Genomic DNA, 19,371 nt, shown 5'->3' with positions numbered 1-19,371 from the left:
ACGTACAGTTCTTAGGCGAGAAAGGGAGAGTAATCTCCCCGACTTAGCTGACCTTCAGCATAGTGCGACGATTAACATCAAAGGAGAAAGTTACAGGCTGAAAGAAAAGAAGATGCAGGGAATTAAAACAGGAAATATATTTGTCAATAATTTATAGCAAGTTTATGAAAAATTGAGTAAAATTCATATCAAAAGATGGGGAAAAGTAATCCGGCTAAAATGAAGAAAAATCGGCCTTGACACTATGCTGAATTACAAATTTGCGTTAAGAAAACTTTCTTTATTTCCCTTATATTTCGCCTCTTGTTAGATCTCAAAAACCACCTCCCTTCGAACTTCCCCATCAGAAATAACCATAACTATAAATCAGGGTTATTCAAAATAGCCACTTGTGACCTCTGGAGAAACTGTACGGGCAGAAATCCTTGTATCCGGAAGGGTGCAGGGTGTGGGTTTTCGAAGATTTGCTAGAAATGCTGCCGAGCGTCTGGGCGTAGAATCTAACCCCAAAAATTTAAGAGATGGCAGGGTTTTTGTCATTGCCGAAGGAAGACCTGAATCTGTGGAACTTTATATTGCTGAACTCAGGAAAGGACCCATGTTTGCTCATGTGGAAGATGTCGATGTCACTTTTAAAGAAGCCCTTGGAAATGTTTACCAAGCCTTTTGAAAAAAGGCTTGAGCGAAAAAGCAGGAAACAGACGCGATCAATGTCTATTCAGCTTTTTTTCAACCTTTTTGAAAAAAGGCTTGAACGAAAAAGCAGGAAAAAGGCGTGGTAAATATCTCTTCAGCTTTTTTTCAGGATCTTTGCAATAATCACAATTCCTACAAGATTGACCAATCCTATCACAAGGTATCCTATCAGGTGCGTTAAGCTCGAATTAGATTTTCCAGATTCCTTTTTCAAGAAACTAGCAGTAGAGTTTTTTCCTGAACTTGATACTGATTCTGGGTTTTCTTCATTATTTTCTTCGATTTTCTGCCCTTTTTCAGTGAATTCCAGTACCGAGTCGGTTTCAAGAGTGAGCTCTTTTTCCTGCCTTTCAAGGCTGTTTCCGGAATCAAGAACAGCACTGACCGTATAGGTGCTTTCTGGATCAAGCCCCAGGAAGAGAAACTCGTCATCATGTTGCAGGGAAGCTACAATATTTCCGTCCTGCACGTTTCCGTCTTTTCCATCCCCATTCTTTCTTAGTTCTACAGAGCCCTTTTCCGGAAGTTCCACTTTCAGGTTTACATGGCCTGTCAGAAGAATCTGCTTTCCTTCTGCAAATCTTGGCCTGTCTGGGATATCCAGAATTCCAAGCAGCGTTGGAGCAAAGTCTTCCTGACCATGCTTTCCCTTGATAATTCCGCTTTCAACATCCTGGGCATGCACTATAAGGGGAATGAGTTGTGCTTCATCAGTCTCCGTAAATTTCTCTGACTGATGACCGCCCTTGGAATCGTCTTTGGAAAAACCCATTCCATGGTCTGCTGTTAGTACAAAGGCAAGGTCATTTTTCTTGCAGAGCTCATAAAGAGGGTAAATATCAGTATCAAGACATTCAATGCAGTCTACATACCCATAATTATCCCGGTGGTGCCCGCTTGAATCTACAGCGCCTACGTTGATAGTGAGCATGTATTTTTGTTCCGGCCTGTTTCTAGCCATATACTTAACAATATTGCACGCAGTCTCGACTCCCCATCGGTTATATCCGCTATACTTTTCCCGTGTCTCTTTTGATGTGACATATCCGGGAGCTTTGTCAACTGCTTCTCCCATAACCTGTAAAAGCCCTTCAGGCACCTCCAACCTGTCAGAGGAAGGTTCGGGTTGCTCGAGAACAATTTTTATTTTATTTATAGAGTTATTTTCATCCCTGAGAATGACATCCTGCTCGGCACGGATTGACCAGGAATCCCCTCTTTCCATAACTGCAATACAGAGATAGCCTTCCCTGTTTAGAATATCGAAAATAGTGGCATCTTTGAAGCTTACAAGTTCACTGTCTGCACCCGGGTTTCCCGTGACAAGTACTGAATGCCCTCCTTCGGTAAAGGTCTGAGGTGCTCGGAATTCCAGAACTCTGATACTTTCTTTACTTATTTCGGGTAGATTTTCAAGTTCGGCTTTTTCAAGGGATGCCCCGTCAAGCGCATGCGGTGTAAGTTCAGGATAGATAAAAGGTGCACTTAGCCCGTCTACAATCAGCACGACTGCGCCCTGAGGTGTGTTAACAGGATTTACCTCCACTTCGGTCAGTCCGGAGGCAGGAACTGGAAAAATGAAAAAGACAATAAGCGTTAAAAGAATAAATAGAACTGAAAAGGAGCGGGGTTTTCGGACGGTCACAAACATTGTAAATTAGTTTAGTTTCAAGCTATAAAGAATTTATCTTTTCAGGATAAACTTTCTGCCGGGTATTCTGTATTACTTCCCGATTTTCTTACACCGGATAGCCCTTTGGGTTTGACCCCACTCCATAGTTTTTTTGATCAGATTGGTCCACCCGAGTGAACTAGCATTACTTCAAGTCTCTCATTCCTGAACCTGAATAAAAGAATGCCATTAATATGAACACTCACTTTTCTATTTTCTTCCCAAATCTGAATCAAAAATCAATAAATCGAAGAAAGAACATACACAGTTATTGTTTTTTCTTTCTTTGATATATGATTACTCCGATCACTGCTGCAAACGCCCAGAAAGAGCTCAGGAAAGGAGCACTTTTTGGTTCCTGAGTAGAACTAGAATTTTGTTCCTGCTTGCTCGCCGTTTCCGTATCATTTAATATTCCGGTATTTAATATTCCGATATCATTTAATATTCCAACATCATCTAATATTCCAGCATCATTTGATATTCCAGCATCATTTGATATTCCAGCATCATTTGATATTCCAGCATCATTTGATATTCCAGCATCATTTGATATTCCAGCATCATTTGCCTTATTTTTGGTTTTATTAATCGTACGAAGCAACTCATTAAGAGTAGTATTTTCATATAGTGTTATAGCTTTTCCATCGTCAGTTAATGTATATTTTCCCCGATAAAAATTTGTAACTGTAAAATGTTCAGGGCCAAAATCCTTTGTATTTGAATTATTGTCCTTGTTCAGGTAAATCAAAACTTTCTCACCCGTTTTGAAGCTTGGATCAGCATCTGTAGTCATTTTGACATTTCCAACTGTCCCACCAGTAACTCTCACAATAACATCTCTGGATGATAGCGGGTTTTTCAGGTACTCATCAACACTTATAATGATGTCAGTGTAAATAATATTTTCAAAGTAGAGTTCAGAAATTGGTTTATCAGGTTGTTTCCCATCTATGGTATTCCATTTGGACGGAAGTATTTCTTTAACGGTGCCTATTACAATCATGTCGGAATAATTTCTCAACTCCTCATGGTTGTATGGTACGAAATCTATACATATGTCAATACCAATGGGTTCTTCACTATTGTTTTCGGGTTTGAAATTGTCATTTGAAGGATCGGGCAGTGCTAAAGCGTTTAATGTCAGCAAAAAAAGAGCTCCAACTAAAAAAATTGCATGTTTTACAATATTTCTCATGGTTTAGCCTCGGCGTGTGGAGTTAAGACAGAGTTTACCAACAAAGACAGAATTCACCAATACATTGTAAATACATTAGGAAATTTTAAATAAACAATTATAAGTTTGCCTGGTTAAAAACCTTGCACAATCTCTTAGTTGATCGACTTCATACTGGCAAAAAGAGTCAAGAAAGCACAGACCTATGGCGAGATTATTTAATAGCTGTGCCTTTAAAAAAGGTATAACAAAACGTGCCTTCTTGCCCGGCTGTCCGGTAGAGGTCGTTAATGCCTTTATTCCACGTTTTTTCGTCGATCATCTTTAGTTCCAGCGCCTGCTTCCTGACACCCTCGACCATCGCAGTGAAAGTATTTTTCGTAAATCCCTCTACCAGATCGGGTTTACTCGAATCAACATATACCATTCTGGGGGAGACAATTACGTTTTTAAAACCAGTCCGATTTAATAGCGGATAAATTTCTCTGCCTATAAGAGAATTGCCCCCCAAAAGTTCCTGAAAATCAATCAGACACTTTATTGCTTGCATAGCTTCATCGCTCCTGGGGTAGAAATAGCTTGAACCGTGATCACCCTCTATGACAGTTATCGTACCCTCTTTTTTAAGTACCCTCTTAACTGACAATAAGGCATCAAGAGGATTTTTAAGGTGTTCAAGTACAAAGCATATGAAAATATGGTCGAAAGTCTCGTCTTCATAGGGTAGATCGAAGATACTAGCTACCTGAAAATCAACATTCTTCACCCCCTCTTTTTCAGCCAATTGTCTTGCTTTTTCAACTGATTCATCTGAAATATCAATTGATGTAATGCTGGCTTCGGGGCTATTTCTGCTAAGTATGACTGTTTGTGCGCCCACACCGCAGCCAGCTTCAAGCACTTTACTTCCTGGAGGGTATATAGTATCATGATGTAATAGCTCAGTGAGTGCATTTGCCTGATCACAAAGTCTAGAATTCTCTCTATTAGAATATCCGTGTACGTAATCCATCTTATCTACCGAATTCCACAATAATTGCTTTTCTGTTATTAATCTGTCCTTTGATGTACTTATGTGTACAGGAATTTAGTGCTAAATAAGTATTTTTATAAATGCTCTGTTTATCTAAATATATTATATTTTAAACAAATATGACTATGTATTAGAATAATATGCTCAAATTTAAAAATGTATAACATTGGTTTGCATTCTTTCTCTTCTAACCTTAACTCTGCCACAAATAGGGGATAACTGCTCCAACTGAGCTGTCTTCCACTATCTTTTTAGTCCCTCCACTTTATAATAAAATTCATTATATATTTATACTTTTTCTATTGATCCAATGTAAACTTTTATCTTTCCCCTCTTCTGCCATTGAAATGCTGTAATCGCATCAAACCAAAAAATTTATATAAAACTTATACCCTATAGGGTATAATGGAAGAATGGGTAAATAACTGGTTAGCTAAGCAACGTGAGCTTGGTGAAAAGGGTCTCGAAATCAAAAAATTCAGTAATGGACACTATGTATATCGATCCACCACTTACTGGGACAAAGAGCTAAAGAAGCGAAGAAAAAAATCAGTTTACATTGGTAAACTTGACATAAATAAAGGGCTAATTGAAAGTCAGAAAACGGTGATCTCAAGCAAAAGAGTTCGTTCTATCTGGGAATATGGAAATGCTGCCTTACTTAATTACGCAATTCAAGACCTAAAACCTCTTCTTCAAACAGCTTTTGGTGAAATCTGGGAAGAGGTGTATGCTCTTGCATTAATACGTATTGCTGGCTATGTTCCCTTGAAAAGAGCAAATCTTGCCTGGGAGAAACTCTACCCGATAGAAGAGATTACTCCATCAATGAACCCAAAAAACTTATCCAAAGTGCTGAAGGAAGTTGGAATTAATCGTAAAGGGCAGAACCATGTATTCAGTGGATTAAACAGTGAAGATAAGCAACTTGTTTATGATCTCAGTGCTATCTTTACCGTTCAGAAGCTATCAATTTCGCTGAAAAGGGGTACAACAAAGAACATTTCCACATTCCACAAGTAAACTTTGCACTTTTCTGTACAGCTAATGATAATTTGCCAACAATGGTAAGAATTCTTCCCGGATCTGTAAGAGACGTTAAGTCACTTGCACTTTCAGTCCAGGAGATTGGAGTTGAAAACAAGACTCTGATACTTGATAGAGGGTTTTATTCTCAGGGTTCTATTAAAACCCTGAATGAACACAAATTATCTTTTGTTATCCCCACAAAAAGAAACAGTACACTGTACAATGAACAAATTAACCTCTCTGAACATTTCTTCTATCATGAAAGACTCATAAAATGTGGGAAGAAAGAGTATGGGGGGAATATCCTGTATCTTTTTGAGGATAGTGAAATGAAAAAAGAAGAGGAATACACCCTCTATAAGCAACATGATGAAAATAAAATTACCAGTAAGACGTTCAACAAGGGTCTGGAAAAAGCGGGAAAAATCTTGCTGGTATCAAATGTAGATTTGGCACCTGAAAATGTTTTTCTTATGTACAAAAAAAGAGATACAGTAGAAAAACATTATGACACTTATAAGAGTATACTCGAAGCAGACAAACTTTATCTACAGGATAATGAGTCACTTTTCGGTCATATTTTCATCTCATTTTTGTCCCTTTATGGCTACGTAAAAATTCAAAACTGTATAAGAAAAGCTAATCTAACGAGTAAGTATTCTCCGAGAGACCTTATAGAGCAATTCCGTAAAGTTTACATGATGGATTTAGATGGCAAAATGATTTTTACAGAAGTACCTAAGAAGATTGGCGAAATGGAAAAAAAGTTAAACTTGAAGTTATTCCCTAAATGAGCAGAGTTAAGGTTCTAAATTGCTTTCCACCTTAAACTTGATGGCAGGTTTTTGGTTGTGGAGCTTAAGTTTTATGTCTCAAAGTCCAGTTTTGACAACACTCTGAAAATTACCCGATCCATAGGTCTGGAACAGGTCTCTAAACCTAAGTTTTCCCTTAATATTAATATATTAATAATCCGCAACATTCATATTTAGAGAAAACTCTTTAAATATTTAATCAAAAGTCATGACTTATCTGTTACAGTTGTTTTTTGAGGGAAGCACAGTGATTAAAAATGTTGAATATATAATCTTTCAAATTTTTCTTTTTTTAGTTCTGTTTTTACAGGTATCAAATGTGGCAGCTGTAGAAGAACCTGCAGAACAATGGAACAGATCTTTTGGTGGAAATGGTGAAGATAGTGCCTGGTGCATTCAACAGACTTCAGAGGGAGGGTATATAGTGGCAGGCACAACGGCTTCATACGGCAAAGGTACAGAAGGTTGTCCGGACGCCTGGCTTATCAAGGTTGATAAAAGTGGGAATATGCAGTGGAATAAAACTTACGGGGGAACTTATTTTGATGGAGGATATTTCACCCGACAAACTTCAGATGGTGGTTACGTGCTCTCAGGTTACACATTTCCTTCTGGTTATGGTGAACCCTGGCTGATTAAGACCGACAAGAATGGAAATAAAATGTGGGATAAAATTTCTGATAATATTACTCACGAAGATTACCTTCAGTATAGAGCTGAACGTACCTTTGATGGAGGATACATAGTTGGGGATATGGTTGAGTATGAAGTTGGAAGTGAATTCGATTTGCTTATAATTGATGCTGATATCAGATTAACTAAATATGACATAAATGGTATCCAGCAGTGGAATAATACTTTTGGTAAAAAGAATAGTTCCGAAACGTTAGATCCGTTGTTAAGTTCTGCCAAACAGGCTCCAAATGGCGGATATGTAGTTGCCAGTGAAGTCAATCTAAATGAAACAAACAGTAATTATGACATATGGCTTATCAAGACTGATGAATATGGTCAAGAGCAATGGAACAAGACCTTTGGTGGACCACTGGATGATTCTGCGTTTTCTCTTTCGGTGACTTCTGATGATGGCTATTTATTGACTGGTAGGTACACCGAATTCTGTTCCTATGGTACTGAAGGTGCTGCTTTCATACTTAAGACAGACAGTGAAGGTAATCAGGAGTGGATGAAAATATTTTCTAATTGCACGCTATATTCCGTTCAACAGACTTCAGATGGTGGATATGTAGCTGCGGGCGTTAAAAACGGGAACGCATGGTTAGTTAAGTTGGCGAATAATAGAGAAGGCACTGAGTATGAAGGTGGAAAAAACACTGAGTCTGATGACGGGAAGGATACTGACTATGAGAGTGGCAAGAATATTGAATCTGCAAATGGAGAAAGTGTTGGATATGGAAGTACATCAGAAAGCCTCTCTACCCAAATAAGACATTACATTTGCGATATCTTCAGGGGAGTTTTTCAATGGGACTACTATACTTAAGTAGGAACTTTTCCTGAGAAGATTACATTCATGCTTTTGGTGCAATGTTGCAAGCTTCAAATCTTTTACAATCCCTGGGGCACTCTGCCTGCTTTCCTTTTTTTATAATTCCAAATAAATTTTGTAGTGTTTCGATCCATCGAGAGCGGACTTCTTTCCAATCAACGCCAAGAAGGATCAGAACCCGCATTCCATTAAACAATGATACAAGAGCGATTGCAAGGGTACGCGGATCGGTTTCGGATGGAATAAGGCCTTTCTGCTGCTGTTCTTCAATTTCATGAGTTGGCTGGTCAAGACCATGCTTCATGCCTTCGATTGATCTTTTCTGGACCTCAGGTTTGTGTACTGTCATTCCCAGAATTTCAAAATATAATGCATGTATTTTAATATCAGGTGACATTATCTGATCGAAGATTCCTATCCACGCATCAACCGGGCAGATGTCAGAATTACAGCCTGTTTTTATATCACGGTATTGTGCCTGCAGATAATTTGCACTTTCTATGATTAATTCATCCTTATTTTTAAAGTATCGATAGAGGGCTGGTTTGCTGACATCAAGGCGGCGAGCGATATCTTCCATTGTAGTGTTACAGTATCCTTTCTCATACATTACCTCCAGCCCTGCTTCAACAATTCTTTTTTTTGCTTCTTCTCTGTACTCCGGAAGCATCTTTGACAAACAATCACCCTTTCATGTTTTGGTGTCAATTTATATATAACTTACCAATAAAACACTAAAGTTACTAATAAGTAACTTTAATTACTATAACGTATTATTGGTATTGTAAATCCTTGTCAGCCATGAAGGAAAAGATTAAAACCTGGATAAAATCGGGATAACCAAGATTAGGATCAAGAAAAGCATAAACATATGTAAGAGGCTGGATTTTCATGGAAAAACCGGAAAATACCGAAAACAGAATTCTTGAGGCTAGCGGAAAGAGAAAAGGATCAAGTATTACAGCTGAGAATGTAGCATTCGTCAGAGCCCTTGAATCGCTCAAGCCAGAGGGCGAACGCATCTGTTATGACCCATTCGCCGTCCGCTTTCTTAGTCAGCAATATTTGACGTTTTTGGAAATGGCAGCTCGTGATTCCTCTAAAACCCCATTCCCCGGAATACACAACTCACTTTCAGCAAGAGTCAGATATTTTGATGATTTCGTAAAAAAGTTTATTGATGAAGGGCTTGAACAGCTTGTCATTCTGGGTGCAGGGTACGATACCCGGGCATACAGAATCGAAGGACTCGGGGGTAAGATTAGAATTTTTGAGGTTGACCACCCTGAAACTCAAAGCATGAAAATCGAAAAAATCAAAGATATCTTCGGCTCACTCCCGGATCACGTCGAGTATGTTTCGGTTGATTTTGAGAGCGAAGATTTCAGTCATCGGCTGTTAGAACATGGATATGAAAGGTCGCAGAAGACCGTCTTTATCATGGAAGGACTCATCTACTACCTTCCGCCAAAAACCGTGGATGAGATGTTGTGCTTTATTGCAAAGAATTCGGGCGTCGGGAGTGCCATTATCTTCGATTATGTCTATAAGTCCAGTATTGATAGAACAAATGGAATATGCGGCGTGCAGTGTACGGCATGCGACCAGATTGCAATAATGGATGCTAAAAAAGGCATGGCACAACAGGGGGAACCTTATAAGTTCGGCGTCAAGGACGGGATGTTAGAAACATTCATTGTTCAGAGCGGTTTTTCTCAAGTTTGCAATGTGACCACTGAGGATTATAAAAAGATCTATTTTCAGGGAATTAATGAAAAACGACCAGTATGTTACCTGTCACACTTCGCCTATGCAATAGTGGAATAAAATCTTATCAGCTACTGCCAAACAATCGTAGACAGTAGAAAATGAGACTTTTCGGAGCTTTATTATGAAAAATAATATTGACGCAAAGAACGATTCGATGATTGCATTCACGGGTGGGCAGATACTTACTATGGACTCCGAGCAAAAATACGTGGAAACCGTAGTTATCAAGAAAAGTCATATTGTAGACGTTGGTGATCGGAGTCTCCTTAAAGCTTATCCTGATGCGGAAATTCATGACCTGAAAGGTCGGGTTCTACTTCCTGCTTTCATTGATTCACATAACCACCTATCTTCATTCGGTTGTTTTTTTCCTACCTGGGCGAACCTGATAGGCTTGACTGAAAAGGAATCCGTACTGGAGGAAATTCAACTGCATGCCCGAAAAAAACCGGGAAAAGGATGGATTGTCGGCTTCGGTTGGTTCGATGCCAAGATTGGAGGGTTCGACCTGACGAAAAACGATCTGGATGAGATTATTTCCGACAGGCCGGTTCTTCTTATCCAGGCTACCTTCCATCAGAGTGTAGTAAACAGCCAGGCGCTGGAACTTGTGGGCATCACCCGCTCAACTCCGGAGCCTCGTTGCGGAATTATTCTCCGGGAAAGTAACGGAATGCCAACAGGCGTGCTTGTGGAATATGCACAGGTTCCGGTGTTCCGACTGGTAATGGAAGCGGACACGGAAACACTTGCGAACCTCATAGAGGCGCGTGCTAAAGAGCTTCTCAAATTCGGTATCACTGCGGTCCACGACCCCGGCGTCACACCGGCTGCTGAGGCGGCATATCAAAAGCTTCACGATGAAGAACGGCTTCCGGTATCGGTACTTATGATGCCACATGGAGAGACCGTTCTGGACAATCAGCTGGGTTATAGGCTTCATGGACCGGTCACCGGGGTGGGTGATGAAAAGCTGCGTGTAGGTCCTGTCAAATTATTCGCTGACGGTGCAACCGCAGAAACAGTAGCCTTTTCTCTTAAAATCGGAGGGCAGACTATAAACAGCGGTAACTACCGGGATGACTTTGAGGAAATGCTCTTTGCAGCGACAGAAAAGGGATTCCGAGTATGTGTCCATTCTTTTGGGAATGCAACAACCGATGCGGTGCTTACGGCATTTGAAAATGCTGTTACTCGAGCACCGGCTGGATTTGAAATGCGCCCACGCCTTGAACATGTAACCCTCATAAGTACATCTCAGATCAAACGCCTTGCCGCCATGGGCGGATGTGCGTGTATCCAACCTCAATTTCTGTCCAGGGCGCAAAATACAAAACAGGTTGTGTTAGATGATGGAAAGTGGTATGCATATGGTGATCTTGTGAAGGGAGGAGTGACTGTGGCCTCAGGTAGTGACAACCCCGGAGGATTTATGGATGCTCGCGACCCGATTGAGGGTTCTGTGATGGGATCAACTATGAGCGATGGAGCAGGCAATGTCATCTTTCCGGATCAAGTGCTTCCTTTTGAGCAGTGGCTCTGGATGTATACCGCAGGGGGCGCTTACGCCGGTGGACAGGAAAAAGAGCGTGGTATGTTGAAAAAAGGTATGGTTGCGGATCTTGTAGTCCTTGAAGGTAATCTTGATCCTAAAAACCCTCCTGTTGTTTCTGAAACCTGGGTAGCAGGAAAGAAGGTATATGACCATCGAGTCCTGGGAATTTGAAGTTTTGAAAATTATAAATATGAGTGAAAATGAAAAAATTGAAAAAATGTGGATGCGTGTTATTTGGAGAATAATAAGACTTACGCACTTGAGGAACAAAATCAATTACAGCAAAGACTGTGAATTAAAGTCACGTTTTAAACAGTTGGCGGTCTGATGCTGTTGATTTTTCATTTCAACTGCGTAAGTCCTAAATAAGTTATTTTGTTCACCAACATTTTTAAGAGGCTTTTAATGAATGAAAACCAAATTTTTGTAATTGAAGATTGAATGCCATATTAGTGTGATCAAAGTAAATAATTTTGTTTAGTCCCAACTTTTCTAACTCCCAAAATAGATATCGGTACTTTTGTGTCAATTTGCTTTACAAAAAGATCACTTTGTTATGCAAAAATGGCTATGCTAGTTTATGCTTGTTTTCTATTACTAAAGCGTTTTCCACTAAAGCGTTTTCCACTAAAGCGTTTTCCACTAAAGCGTTTTCCACTAAAGCGTTTTCCTGCTGTTTTCTATTACTAAAGTGTCTTTTTTCTGCTGTTTTCTATTACTAAAGTGTCCTTTTCCTGTTTTATCCCATTACTAAAGCGTTCTTCAACCATAATTTTTTAATTAATATAACTATTTTATATTAATATATATGTGAAAAAAGCATATATGGTAATACATACAATAAATACTGTAATATTTGCGATTAAAGTTAAACTGTCTGGTGGGTGATATGATAGAAACTGAACTTATGAGGATAGGGGTCTCTCTTCCAGACACCCTTCTGAGTAAATTTGATGAAATTGTTGAGAAAAGGGGTTATTCTTCCCGCTCGGAAGGCATGAGAGATGCTATCAAGAGTTATATTTCCCATTATGAATGGATAAATGATGTTAAAGGCGATCGTATAGGAACAATTGCGGTTATCTATGACAACACAAAAAAAGGGCTTTCAAATATTTTAACAAATATTCAGCACAATTATTCTCACCTGATAAGATCTTCAGTTCATGTTTACCTTGATCATGAAAATTGTTTTGAGCTAATTTTTATCAATGGAAAAGGTGAAGATATTGCAGAACTTGCTGAATCCATAATAGCCTTGAAAGGAGTCAAATTCTCAAAACTTACAACTATATCATTAAATAAATAATGTACGTATAAATGTACCTATGGCCAATTTGTATTTGATTGATGTTTTAAAACACCTGATGTCAGCAGTTCCTTTAAAGTCCATATTGACTCTGCAATTCCTGCCTCTCTTGCAGGTGTATTTTTGCATTTCTTGACTCAACACTAGAGGAGGAAATCAGAGCTGTAACGAAAGAGGAATTATAGCGAGAATATAGCAAATAAGATATTTTGATTAATGAAAATTAATGAATTCTGTATACGAGAGGAATATTGAGATAGAAAATCACCCAATTGTAGAAATCAAAACTGTTTTGATGTGACCTGTTAAAATATCTGACCATACAACTAAATATTTAAATTTATTTCAACATGGCGTGAGTAAGGCTTGACTTTACACGGACTCCAAGTAAAATAAACGGGCAATATAATAAAGAGACACATATTGCAGCTATTATGCCACCTTTTAATTAAAAAAAGACAATTATAGCTTTAAAAAGGGTATGTGGTCTTAATAACACATGCATGTGTAAAAAAAATAGTATCCTACCGGTTTTTTTGAATATGGTGAACTATATTAACTTTTTAGGAGATAAGACTCTCCAGAAAGACCTCTATTTTGTTTTTAACTAATAAAAAGTATAGATACGCACAATCTACAACATTATACTCTTTCATGTACTAAAATGAAGAGTTATAAAGCTTTAAATTCCATTTTTGAGTTTTATAAAAGTATAAATAAGAAAGTATGTTTATATATTAATTTATCCAGTTATTATTGTTGTGGTTATTTACAATGGAATAAGGAGGAAAAAAATGAATCATAATAGAAAGTCAATATGGAAAATTACGGCATCTGTTTCTGTTGTATTAATGTTGTTGATATTAGGAATTTCTGCAGCTTCGGCATGTCCAGCTACGAAATCCACTGCTGACTCTACTGATTATAATTATCAATATATCTCATCCAATGGCAACTGTAACAGCGCAGAGTGTGAAGGAAACTGCTGTGACGAATGTGCAGATGTCTGTGGCCAGAGTTGCAATGGTGAGTGCTGTAAAAACTGTTCCGAATGTGAAAACTGTGCTGAGTGCTGTAAAAACTGTTCTGAATGTGAAAACTGTGCTGAGTGCTGTAAAAACTGTTCCGAATGTGAAAACTGTGCTGAGTGCTGTAAAAACTGTTCCGAATGTGAAAACTGTGCTGAGTGCTGTAAAAACTGTTCCGAATGTGAAAACTGTTCTGAATGTGAAAACTGTGACGATGACGATTTCGCAAACGACTTCTCTGCCGACTGCATAGTCATCTGCGACCAAGATTGCGCATGAAATTAAAAGAACACATGCAAAAATAAACCTTTTAAAAACCCTGTCATGATTCAAGTTTGATAAAAACAAGAGGAGAATTTCGAGTACTTTATCTTGGTAATTATATATTTCCCAATATCACTTATGATTTATCGAAATTCTCTTTCATGTTGTTTCAAAAATCGACCCATTTCTACAATTGGATAATTGGAATTGTTGACTTTCAATTCAGATCGAAAGTTACTCTGAAATTCAGTTATGTATTTACCTTAAAGTACAGCATATTATCCTATTTGTAGAATCAAATATCGTTTTGAGACAGCTTGTTTAGTTCCTTTTTTAATTTACATGATGTTTTAGCCTTTCGTTTTTTGATGTTTATGTTATTATTATTTAAGTCCATTTTATGGCTCTTCGTCATTCCCCATGGATTAAGATAATTTTTAATCCAAAATCGCATTGATTTTTATGATGACATCATGAGGATATTCGCACAGAACCGAGAAGAGCCATTAATGATTATCCCAAATTGGCAGTTGTTCGGAATGTGCATTATAAAAGCAATATGCCTCCGGTTTCCTTAAACTACTCGAGAAGCTTCAGGACTTAGGCACTTTCAGGTATAAAGCTCCTTCCTCAGACATAATTTTAATTTCCTCTTCTGTTACCAGAGGCTCAACAGTCTCCCTGACCCTAATGATCCTGGCACAGCTTCGGTAGAACTACTGAGAATAACTACAAGCGGCTTTTCAATAACAGAAAGATAGATAATAGAAAGATAGATAATAGAAAGATAGATAATAGAAAGATAGAACACAGGTTTTGTGATGCTGGATATTGATGCTGGATATTGATGCTGGATATAATTGATTCCGCATAATTGAATGTGAGCCTTTTTGGGACAAGTTCAGAGTAAATGAGCTTTTGGGATAGGTTCAGAGTAAAAATATGATAATAACAAGAGATCCTGGAGAGTATTTAATGGAATATATGAGGGCTAAGCTGAATACAGCAGAAGGAACTGGTCTGTTTGTAGACATTTTACCCAATCTATAACTTATATTTAATACTTTTCTCACAAATAGTAATAATAAATAAAAATATTATCTGGTTATCAGAGATTTATTTAGAGATATATCTGTGCCCCTGTACAAATTTTTGTTAATTAAAGAGCTCCACAAAGTTAAAATTCAAAGGAGAAAGTCTAAAATTATGATCAAGTTTTGAGTCGTAACAATTAAAACAGTTACATTGGCTAGAAACTTGCCTCACGGAAAAAATATAGGTCGTAAAAAGAGAGGTCGTTTTGGAAATGAAAAAGTATGACGCAGTTGTTGTCGGGGCAGGCATAAGCGGGCTTTTAGCAGCTCTAACGCTTTCCAAACACGGGAAAAAAGTCCTTGTTCTTGAGAAAAATCAGCATATTGGAGGAAATTGCAATAGCTACATGGTAGATGGCTATCAGGTAGATACAGGGGTACACGCGATCACCCACTTGAGTAAAGGACCTCTGAAGAGGTTAATGGATAATTACTTTGATTTTTTGCCTGTATTTGAGGACTATGGGCATTACTACATTCGGACTGAAAATGCTTTTGTCAAAGTTCCTTCAAACCTGAAAGATTTCGTGACTTTTGACATACTTCCGAGAAAAGACAGGCTTATACTCTCTCAGACTCTCACCAAAGCCTTTACCCTTTCCTCATTTGGCATAGACCTCTCAGACCGAGCAGTTTATGATTTTCTGCCAAAGAGCCTTTCAAAGGATACCTATGATTTTGTGGACACAATGTCAATTTCCCTTTCTGGGAAATCTATGAAAGAGACCTCAGCTAAACGTATCCTGTATGGCAGCAATTTTGTCAGAGACAGCATTACCCAGGAACAATTTGATGCCATGATAGGGAAACTGGAATCGAAAAAATCCCAGTCCACAGAATCTATCCTTGCCTCAATCCTTCCGTATCATCTCCATGCATCTCTTCATGCAAGAATGACCAGGGTTACTCAGCCGTTTACATCCCTGGAAAGGCTTGCAACAAATGACGTAAACAACTCTCAGGGCTATCCCAGAAAGGGGTTAAAAGCCATTCTCAACGCCATCATTTATTCCCTTCCCGAAACTGTTGAGATCAAAACAGAATGTGAAGTTAAAGCCATTCTTGTACAGGACGGAAAGGTTTCAGGCGTGGAAGCCGATGAAATTTATTTGTCTGGCCTTGTCATCTACACAGGTTTTGCAACCGAGATTCCCATGATGATAAAGGATCTTCCCACAGAGTATGTTAAAGACCTCAAGGAAATTGTCCACAGTAAAAGCCTGACCATCTGGCTTGGACTGGAAAAAGAGTTTCCCAATTTTAATTATACAGGCTCAGAGATCTGGTTCAAGGATTTCGCCTACTGGGCAACTCCTATAAGTAACTATGATCCTTCGCTAGCCCCAAAGGATAAGCAGCTTATAGGCTTTTCCTTCGTAATCGACGAAAATAAAAGTGAAGAGCAGGAGATTAAAAAAGCCTATGATACAATTTTCCGTGCCCATCCAGAAATCGAGAAATATATCGATATGCAGCACGAACAAACAATGATTCCAGAAAAGGCTGCAGTCGCAATTAATGGAAAGTTCGCAAATATTCGAACCCCGGTTCAGAACCTCTATGTAGCTGGTACCGATACTGACAAGCGCAGCATGGGAATTACCCGAGCTTCGTATTCGACCATTGAGCTCCTGAAGATTCTTAATGAGGATGGGAATCTTCATTAAAATATAAAAAGATAAAAATCTGGAAATTAAAAACCCAGGCCAAAAGTAAGGTCATGAAAAAAATAAAAGATCCTGAAAAATAGAAGACACAGACTGCGAAGAAAAGTTAAAGGGGAATAAACTTAATCCTTGTAATTTTCTATAACCTGTTTACCCCTTTCTGCTGGCACAATTGTCAGCTCAGCATTGGGAAACTCTCTTTCAAGTGGCTCGCCGTCTGCAATCCTGTCCAGAGTAATTGCGACTGCTGCAACCTCGGAATGGGGCTGGCTTCCAACTGCAACATTCCAGTCCGCAAGCTGATAAATTTCAGGAGGCACCTTCTCTGCACCTACCACGATCATAAGATTCTCACAGCTTTTAAGCTCGTCTGTAATATCAGGCAGATTGACCCCATACATTGAAAGATGGCAGACTTTTCCACCGGCAGTTTTCCATTCCTTGATTTCCTGCTTGTAATTGACATTATTTTTAATATAGAAATTTCCGCCCCAGCGGCTGACAACGTCTTCAAGAGTTTTTACTATTCCGGGGTCATTCGAGGCAAGGAGCATACCTTCTGCACCAAGCAACCGGGCAGTTAAGCCTACGTGAGTTGTGATTCTTTTATCCCTTTCAGGGCGGTGCCCCAGACGCAGCAAAACAATTCTTTTCATGCTCGTGCTAAAACCCTGCAAGGTATTAAAGGGTTTCACTGAAAAAAAGAAGAGAAGATTACTGGAACCCGTAGATTCCGGGAATTCTCTTAAGAAGCATGCCCTCAACAACTATCGGGTTTGTCCTCTGGGCTGTTGTCAATGCGGTATCTAGTTTGAACTCTTTTTCAGCATAAATTGTAAGGATAGGGTCTCCCTTCTTAACGGATTCTCCCATTTTCTTGTGAATAGCGACCCCGGCTCCTTTATCATTAGGAGCTCCTGCAAGCCTGGCAATTTCAATTATCCACTTATTGTCAAACTCGATTACATATCCGTCCGCAGAAGCGAGAATGTCGGCAGTATATTGCCCTACCTGGATGTCAGCCGAGGTAATCTTTGGATCTCCGCCCTGGGCCTCAATAATCTGTTTCATCTTCTCAAGGGCCTTCCCGCTCCTGAGTGTTTCCAGTGCAACTTCCTTTCCACGGTCCCTTGGAGCCGCACCTCCCATCTCAAGCAGGATACCCGCAAGAGCGGCACTCTTTTCAATAAGGCTGTTAGGGCCTTCCATACTTTCCAGCACTTTCAGGGCTTCCCTGACTTCCAGCGAGGGACCTACTTTTCTTCCAATTGGAGATGAACCATAGGTAATTGCACATTCAACGTTCATTCCAAGCCTGTGCCCGAGGTTAATAAGGTCTCTCGCAAGTTTTTGCCCTTCCTGAATAGTTGGAACTTTTGTGCTTGGCCCGACTGGAATGTCCATTACCACATTGTCTGCTCCGATAGCTCCTTTTTTTGCCATAATCGAGGCAAGCATCTGGTAGTAAGGGTCAATGGAGAGGGGGTATTCAACCCTTATGAGCTTGTCATCGGCAGGTGCTATGTTTGTGGCTCCACCCCAGACAAGTGCACCCCCGACTTTTTCGGTTATCTCTTTTACTTCTTGAGAACTGAACTCTACCGGACAGAGCACTTCCATAAGGTCAGCAGTTCCGCCTGCTCCTGTAATCGCCCTGGAACTTGTCTTTGGAATAAGAAGGCCGTTTGCAGCGATAATAGGCACAACAAGGAGAGAAATCTTGTTTCCAGGCACTCCTCCTATAGAATGTTTGTCCATTATAGGGTGAGTGTCAAATTCAATTGTGTCTCCACTCTCAATCATAGCCCTGGTAAGCCATTCAACCTCGTCATCGGTCATTCCGTGAATATACGAAGATGTTATAAAAGCCGAGAGTTCGATCTCACTGAGATTTTCTTCTACGATATCGTTTACGAGTGTTTTAATTTCATCCTGCGCAACAGGTCTTTTATCCATCATTTTCTTGATCACGGACGCAGATTTTGAACGGAATGCCGGAACAACTTCGACCGGCTTGTCCCAGGTCACAAAGTGTTCATATACCTCGGAAAAAACACCCAGCGTGCCTGGAGGAACCATATCATCTGTTGTATCCGCAATTGCGGAAAGGCTTTCACGCCCGCGAATACGGACCCTGTCCCCCGGATTAACCCCCAGTTCCTTGGCATCGACAATATTTAGTAATACCTTGTGCTGCCCTATTTTTATGCTAAAATGTTCTAACTTCAATTGCATGAGTAAACTCCTCCCGTTTCGTTCTTGTTATAAGTGTAAATCTGTGACTGAAATTTGTTTCCCTGGAATCCAGACTTTCTGTTTGTTTCTCTATTTGAAAAACTAACAGTTCAGCCTGAAAAAACCAGGTAGATCAATAGTATGAGTAGTAAATATGAGTAGTAGAGTAAATTGTAAATGCTAAACCGAGGTGACATATTGACCTTCATATTATTTTAAAATAATTCCGCAAAAAACTTAAGAAACAAGAATAAAGAGATTAAAATGAGTACTATTAAAAAAAAGTTTGTAATTATGACTGGAATATACTTCTCAACTTCTGCCGGGTATCTTCAGTAAATTCAAAAAATTTTGAAAAAAAAAGATTTTTTTATAGTTTAAATTGATCTTGAGTAAAGAAAGAATAGAGATTAATGGGAACAAATTAAACTGGAATAGTAATTTTTTACTTCCAGGATATCGGTTGTTCTCATTAGTTAGTGTTTATGTTAGTGTTTATGTTAGTGTTTATGTTAGT

15 protein-coding genes and 1 pseudogene are annotated in these 19,371 nt (G+C 39.1%); 10 read left to right on the top strand and 6 right to left on the bottom strand.

Going from position 1 to position 19,371, the window contains the following annotated elements; translation table 11 throughout:
- Window positions 1-52: 52 nt before the first annotated feature.
- Window positions 53-157: pseudogene (locus MSKOL_RS20715) on the top strand (ATP-binding protein); the annotation flags it as partial.
- A gap of 234 nt (window positions 158-391) precedes the next feature.
- Window positions 392-670, top strand: a complete 279-nt coding sequence (locus MSKOL_RS08350; protein ID WP_048120238.1) for an acylphosphatase — start codon at window positions 392-394, stop codon at window positions 668-670.
- Between the two features lie 120 nt (window positions 671-790).
- Here MSKOL_RS08350 and MSKOL_RS08345 read toward each other — a convergent pair whose 3' ends face one another.
- From MSKOL_RS08345 to MSKOL_RS08335, 3 genes are all read right to left on the bottom strand, one after another.
- Complete coding sequence (locus MSKOL_RS08345; RefSeq protein WP_048155158.1) at window positions 791-2,347, bottom strand: sulfatase-like hydrolase/transferase; 1,557 nt, start codon at window positions 2,345-2,347, stop codon at window positions 791-793.
- A 289-nt stretch (window positions 2,348-2,636) separates the two neighbouring features.
- On the bottom strand, window positions 2,637-3,566 hold the full coding sequence (locus MSKOL_RS08340) for a hypothetical protein (protein ID WP_197078859.1): 930 nt from the start codon (window positions 3,564-3,566) through the stop codon (window positions 2,637-2,639).
- 193 nt (window positions 3,567-3,759) lie between these two features.
- The gene (locus MSKOL_RS08335) at window positions 3,760-4,557 is read right to left on the bottom strand and encodes a class I SAM-dependent methyltransferase (protein ID WP_048123826.1); all 798 of its coding nucleotides are present in this window, start codon (window positions 4,555-4,557) and stop codon (window positions 3,760-3,762) included.
- A 426-nt stretch (window positions 4,558-4,983) separates the two neighbouring features.
- Here MSKOL_RS08335 and MSKOL_RS08330 point away from each other — a divergent pair, with 426 nt between their 5' ends.
- From MSKOL_RS08330 to MSKOL_RS08320, 3 genes are all read left to right on the top strand, one after another.
- Window positions 4,984-5,601, top strand: a complete 618-nt coding sequence (locus MSKOL_RS08330; protein WP_048155157.1) for a hypothetical protein — start codon at window positions 4,984-4,986, stop codon at window positions 5,599-5,601.
- Entirely contained in the window at window positions 5,547-6,401 is an 855-nt protein-coding gene (locus MSKOL_RS08325; RefSeq protein WP_082091074.1) for a transposase, read from the top strand. Before MSKOL_RS08330 ends, MSKOL_RS08325 begins: the two co-directional genes overlap by 55 nt.
- A gap of 340 nt (window positions 6,402-6,741) precedes the next feature.
- The gene (locus tag MSKOL_RS08320; RefSeq protein ID WP_231592547.1) at window positions 6,742-7,926 is read left to right on the top strand and encodes a hypothetical protein; all 1,185 of its coding nucleotides are present in this window, start codon (window positions 6,742-6,744) and stop codon (window positions 7,924-7,926) included.
- A gap of 28 nt (window positions 7,927-7,954) precedes the next feature.
- Here the strand turns inward: MSKOL_RS08320 and MSKOL_RS08315 are convergent, their stop codons facing one another.
- Entirely contained in the window at window positions 7,955-8,602 is a 648-nt protein-coding gene (locus MSKOL_RS08315; RefSeq protein ID WP_048123825.1) for a TetR/AcrR family transcriptional regulator, read from the bottom strand.
- A 221-nt stretch (window positions 8,603-8,823) separates the two neighbouring features.
- Between MSKOL_RS08315 and MSKOL_RS08310 the strand changes: the two genes are divergently transcribed.
- The 5 genes from MSKOL_RS08310 to MSKOL_RS08285 all read left to right on the top strand — a co-directional run bounded on the left by MSKOL_RS08310 (window position 8,824) and on the right by MSKOL_RS08285 (window position 16,619).
- Window positions 8,824-9,759 carry an SAM-dependent methyltransferase gene (locus tag MSKOL_RS08310; protein ID WP_048155155.1) on the top strand — a complete coding sequence of 312 codons (936 nt, stop codon included), beginning with the start codon at window positions 8,824-8,826 and terminating at the stop codon, window positions 9,757-9,759.
- A 64-nt stretch (window positions 9,760-9,823) separates the two neighbouring features.
- Window positions 9,824-11,428 carry an amidohydrolase gene (locus tag MSKOL_RS08305; protein ID WP_048155152.1) on the top strand — a complete coding sequence of 535 codons (1,605 nt, stop codon included), beginning with the start codon at window positions 9,824-9,826 and terminating at the stop codon, window positions 11,426-11,428.
- Between the two features lie 721 nt (window positions 11,429-12,149).
- Entirely contained in the window at window positions 12,150-12,566 is a 417-nt protein-coding gene (nikR, locus tag MSKOL_RS08295) for a nickel-responsive transcriptional regulator NikR (RefSeq protein WP_048123824.1), read from the top strand.
- 948 nt (window positions 12,567-13,514) lie between these two features.
- A complete protein-coding gene (locus MSKOL_RS08290; RefSeq protein ID WP_048155149.1) occupies window positions 13,515-13,847 on the top strand; it encodes a hypothetical protein in 333 nt (110 codons plus the stop codon).
- Window positions 13,848-15,164: 1,317 nt separating this feature from the next.
- The gene (locus tag MSKOL_RS08285; RefSeq protein WP_048155145.1) at window positions 15,165-16,619 is read left to right on the top strand and encodes an NAD(P)/FAD-dependent oxidoreductase; all 1,455 of its coding nucleotides are present in this window, start codon (window positions 15,165-15,167) and stop codon (window positions 16,617-16,619) included.
- Between the two features lie 122 nt (window positions 16,620-16,741).
- Here the strand turns inward: MSKOL_RS08285 and MSKOL_RS08280 are convergent, their stop codons facing one another.
- Together MSKOL_RS08280 and MSKOL_RS08275 are read right to left on the bottom strand one after the other, a co-directional pair.
- Window positions 16,742-17,275 (bottom strand): tRNA (cytidine(56)-2'-O)-methyltransferase, encoded by a 534-nt coding sequence (locus tag MSKOL_RS08280; protein WP_048120220.1) that lies wholly within the window; start codon window positions 17,273-17,275, stop codon window positions 16,742-16,744.
- A gap of 58 nt (window positions 17,276-17,333) precedes the next feature.
- Window positions 17,334-18,854, bottom strand: coding sequence for an AMP phosphorylase (locus tag MSKOL_RS08275; RefSeq protein ID WP_048120217.1), 1,521 nt, complete (start codon window positions 18,852-18,854; stop codon window positions 17,334-17,336).
- Window positions 18,855-19,371 lie beyond the last annotated feature (517 nt).

The organism is Methanosarcina sp. Kolksee, from assembly GCF_000969945.1.
GTDB classification, from domain to species: Archaea; Halobacteriota; Methanosarcinia; order Methanosarcinales; family Methanosarcinaceae; genus Methanosarcina; species Methanosarcina vacuolata.
This window is presented reverse-complemented; position numbering and strand designations above follow the sequence as displayed.

Coding starts and splice junctions, on each gene's coding strand:
- MSKOL_RS08280 (WP_048120220.1), bottom strand. CDS start 17,275: ATGAAAAGAATTGTTTTGCTGCGTCTGGGGCACCGCCCTGAAAGGGAT.
- MSKOL_RS08275 (WP_048120217.1), bottom strand. CDS start 18,854: ATGCAATTGAAGTTAGAACATTTTAGCATAAAAATAGGGCAGCACAAG.
- MSKOL_RS08335 (WP_048123826.1), bottom strand. CDS start 4,557: ATGGATTACGTACACGGATATTCTAATAGAGAGAATTCTAGACTTTGT.
- MSKOL_RS08340 (WP_197078859.1), bottom strand. CDS start 3,566: ATGAGAAATATTGTAAAACATGCAATTTTTTTAGTTGGAGCTCTTTTT.
- MSKOL_RS08330 (WP_048155157.1), top strand. CDS start 4,984: ATGGAAGAATGGGTAAATAACTGGTTAGCTAAGCAACGTGAGCTTGGT.
- MSKOL_RS08305 (WP_048155152.1), top strand. CDS start 9,824: ATGAAAAATAATATTGACGCAAAGAACGATTCGATGATTGCATTCACG.
- MSKOL_RS08310 (WP_048155155.1), top strand. CDS start 8,824: ATGGAAAAACCGGAAAATACCGAAAACAGAATTCTTGAGGCTAGCGGA.
- MSKOL_RS08345 (WP_048155158.1), bottom strand. CDS start 2,347: ATGTTTGTGACCGTCCGAAAACCCCGCTCCTTTTCAGTTCTATTTATT.
- MSKOL_RS08315 (WP_048123825.1), bottom strand. CDS start 8,602: ATGCTTCCGGAGTACAGAGAAGAAGCAAAAAAAAGAATTGTTGAAGCA.
- MSKOL_RS08290 (WP_048155149.1), top strand. CDS start 13,515: ATGGCAACTGTAACAGCGCAGAGTGTGAAGGAAACTGCTGTGACGAAT.
- MSKOL_RS08285 (WP_048155145.1), top strand. CDS start 15,165: ATGAAAAAGTATGACGCAGTTGTTGTCGGGGCAGGCATAAGCGGGCTT.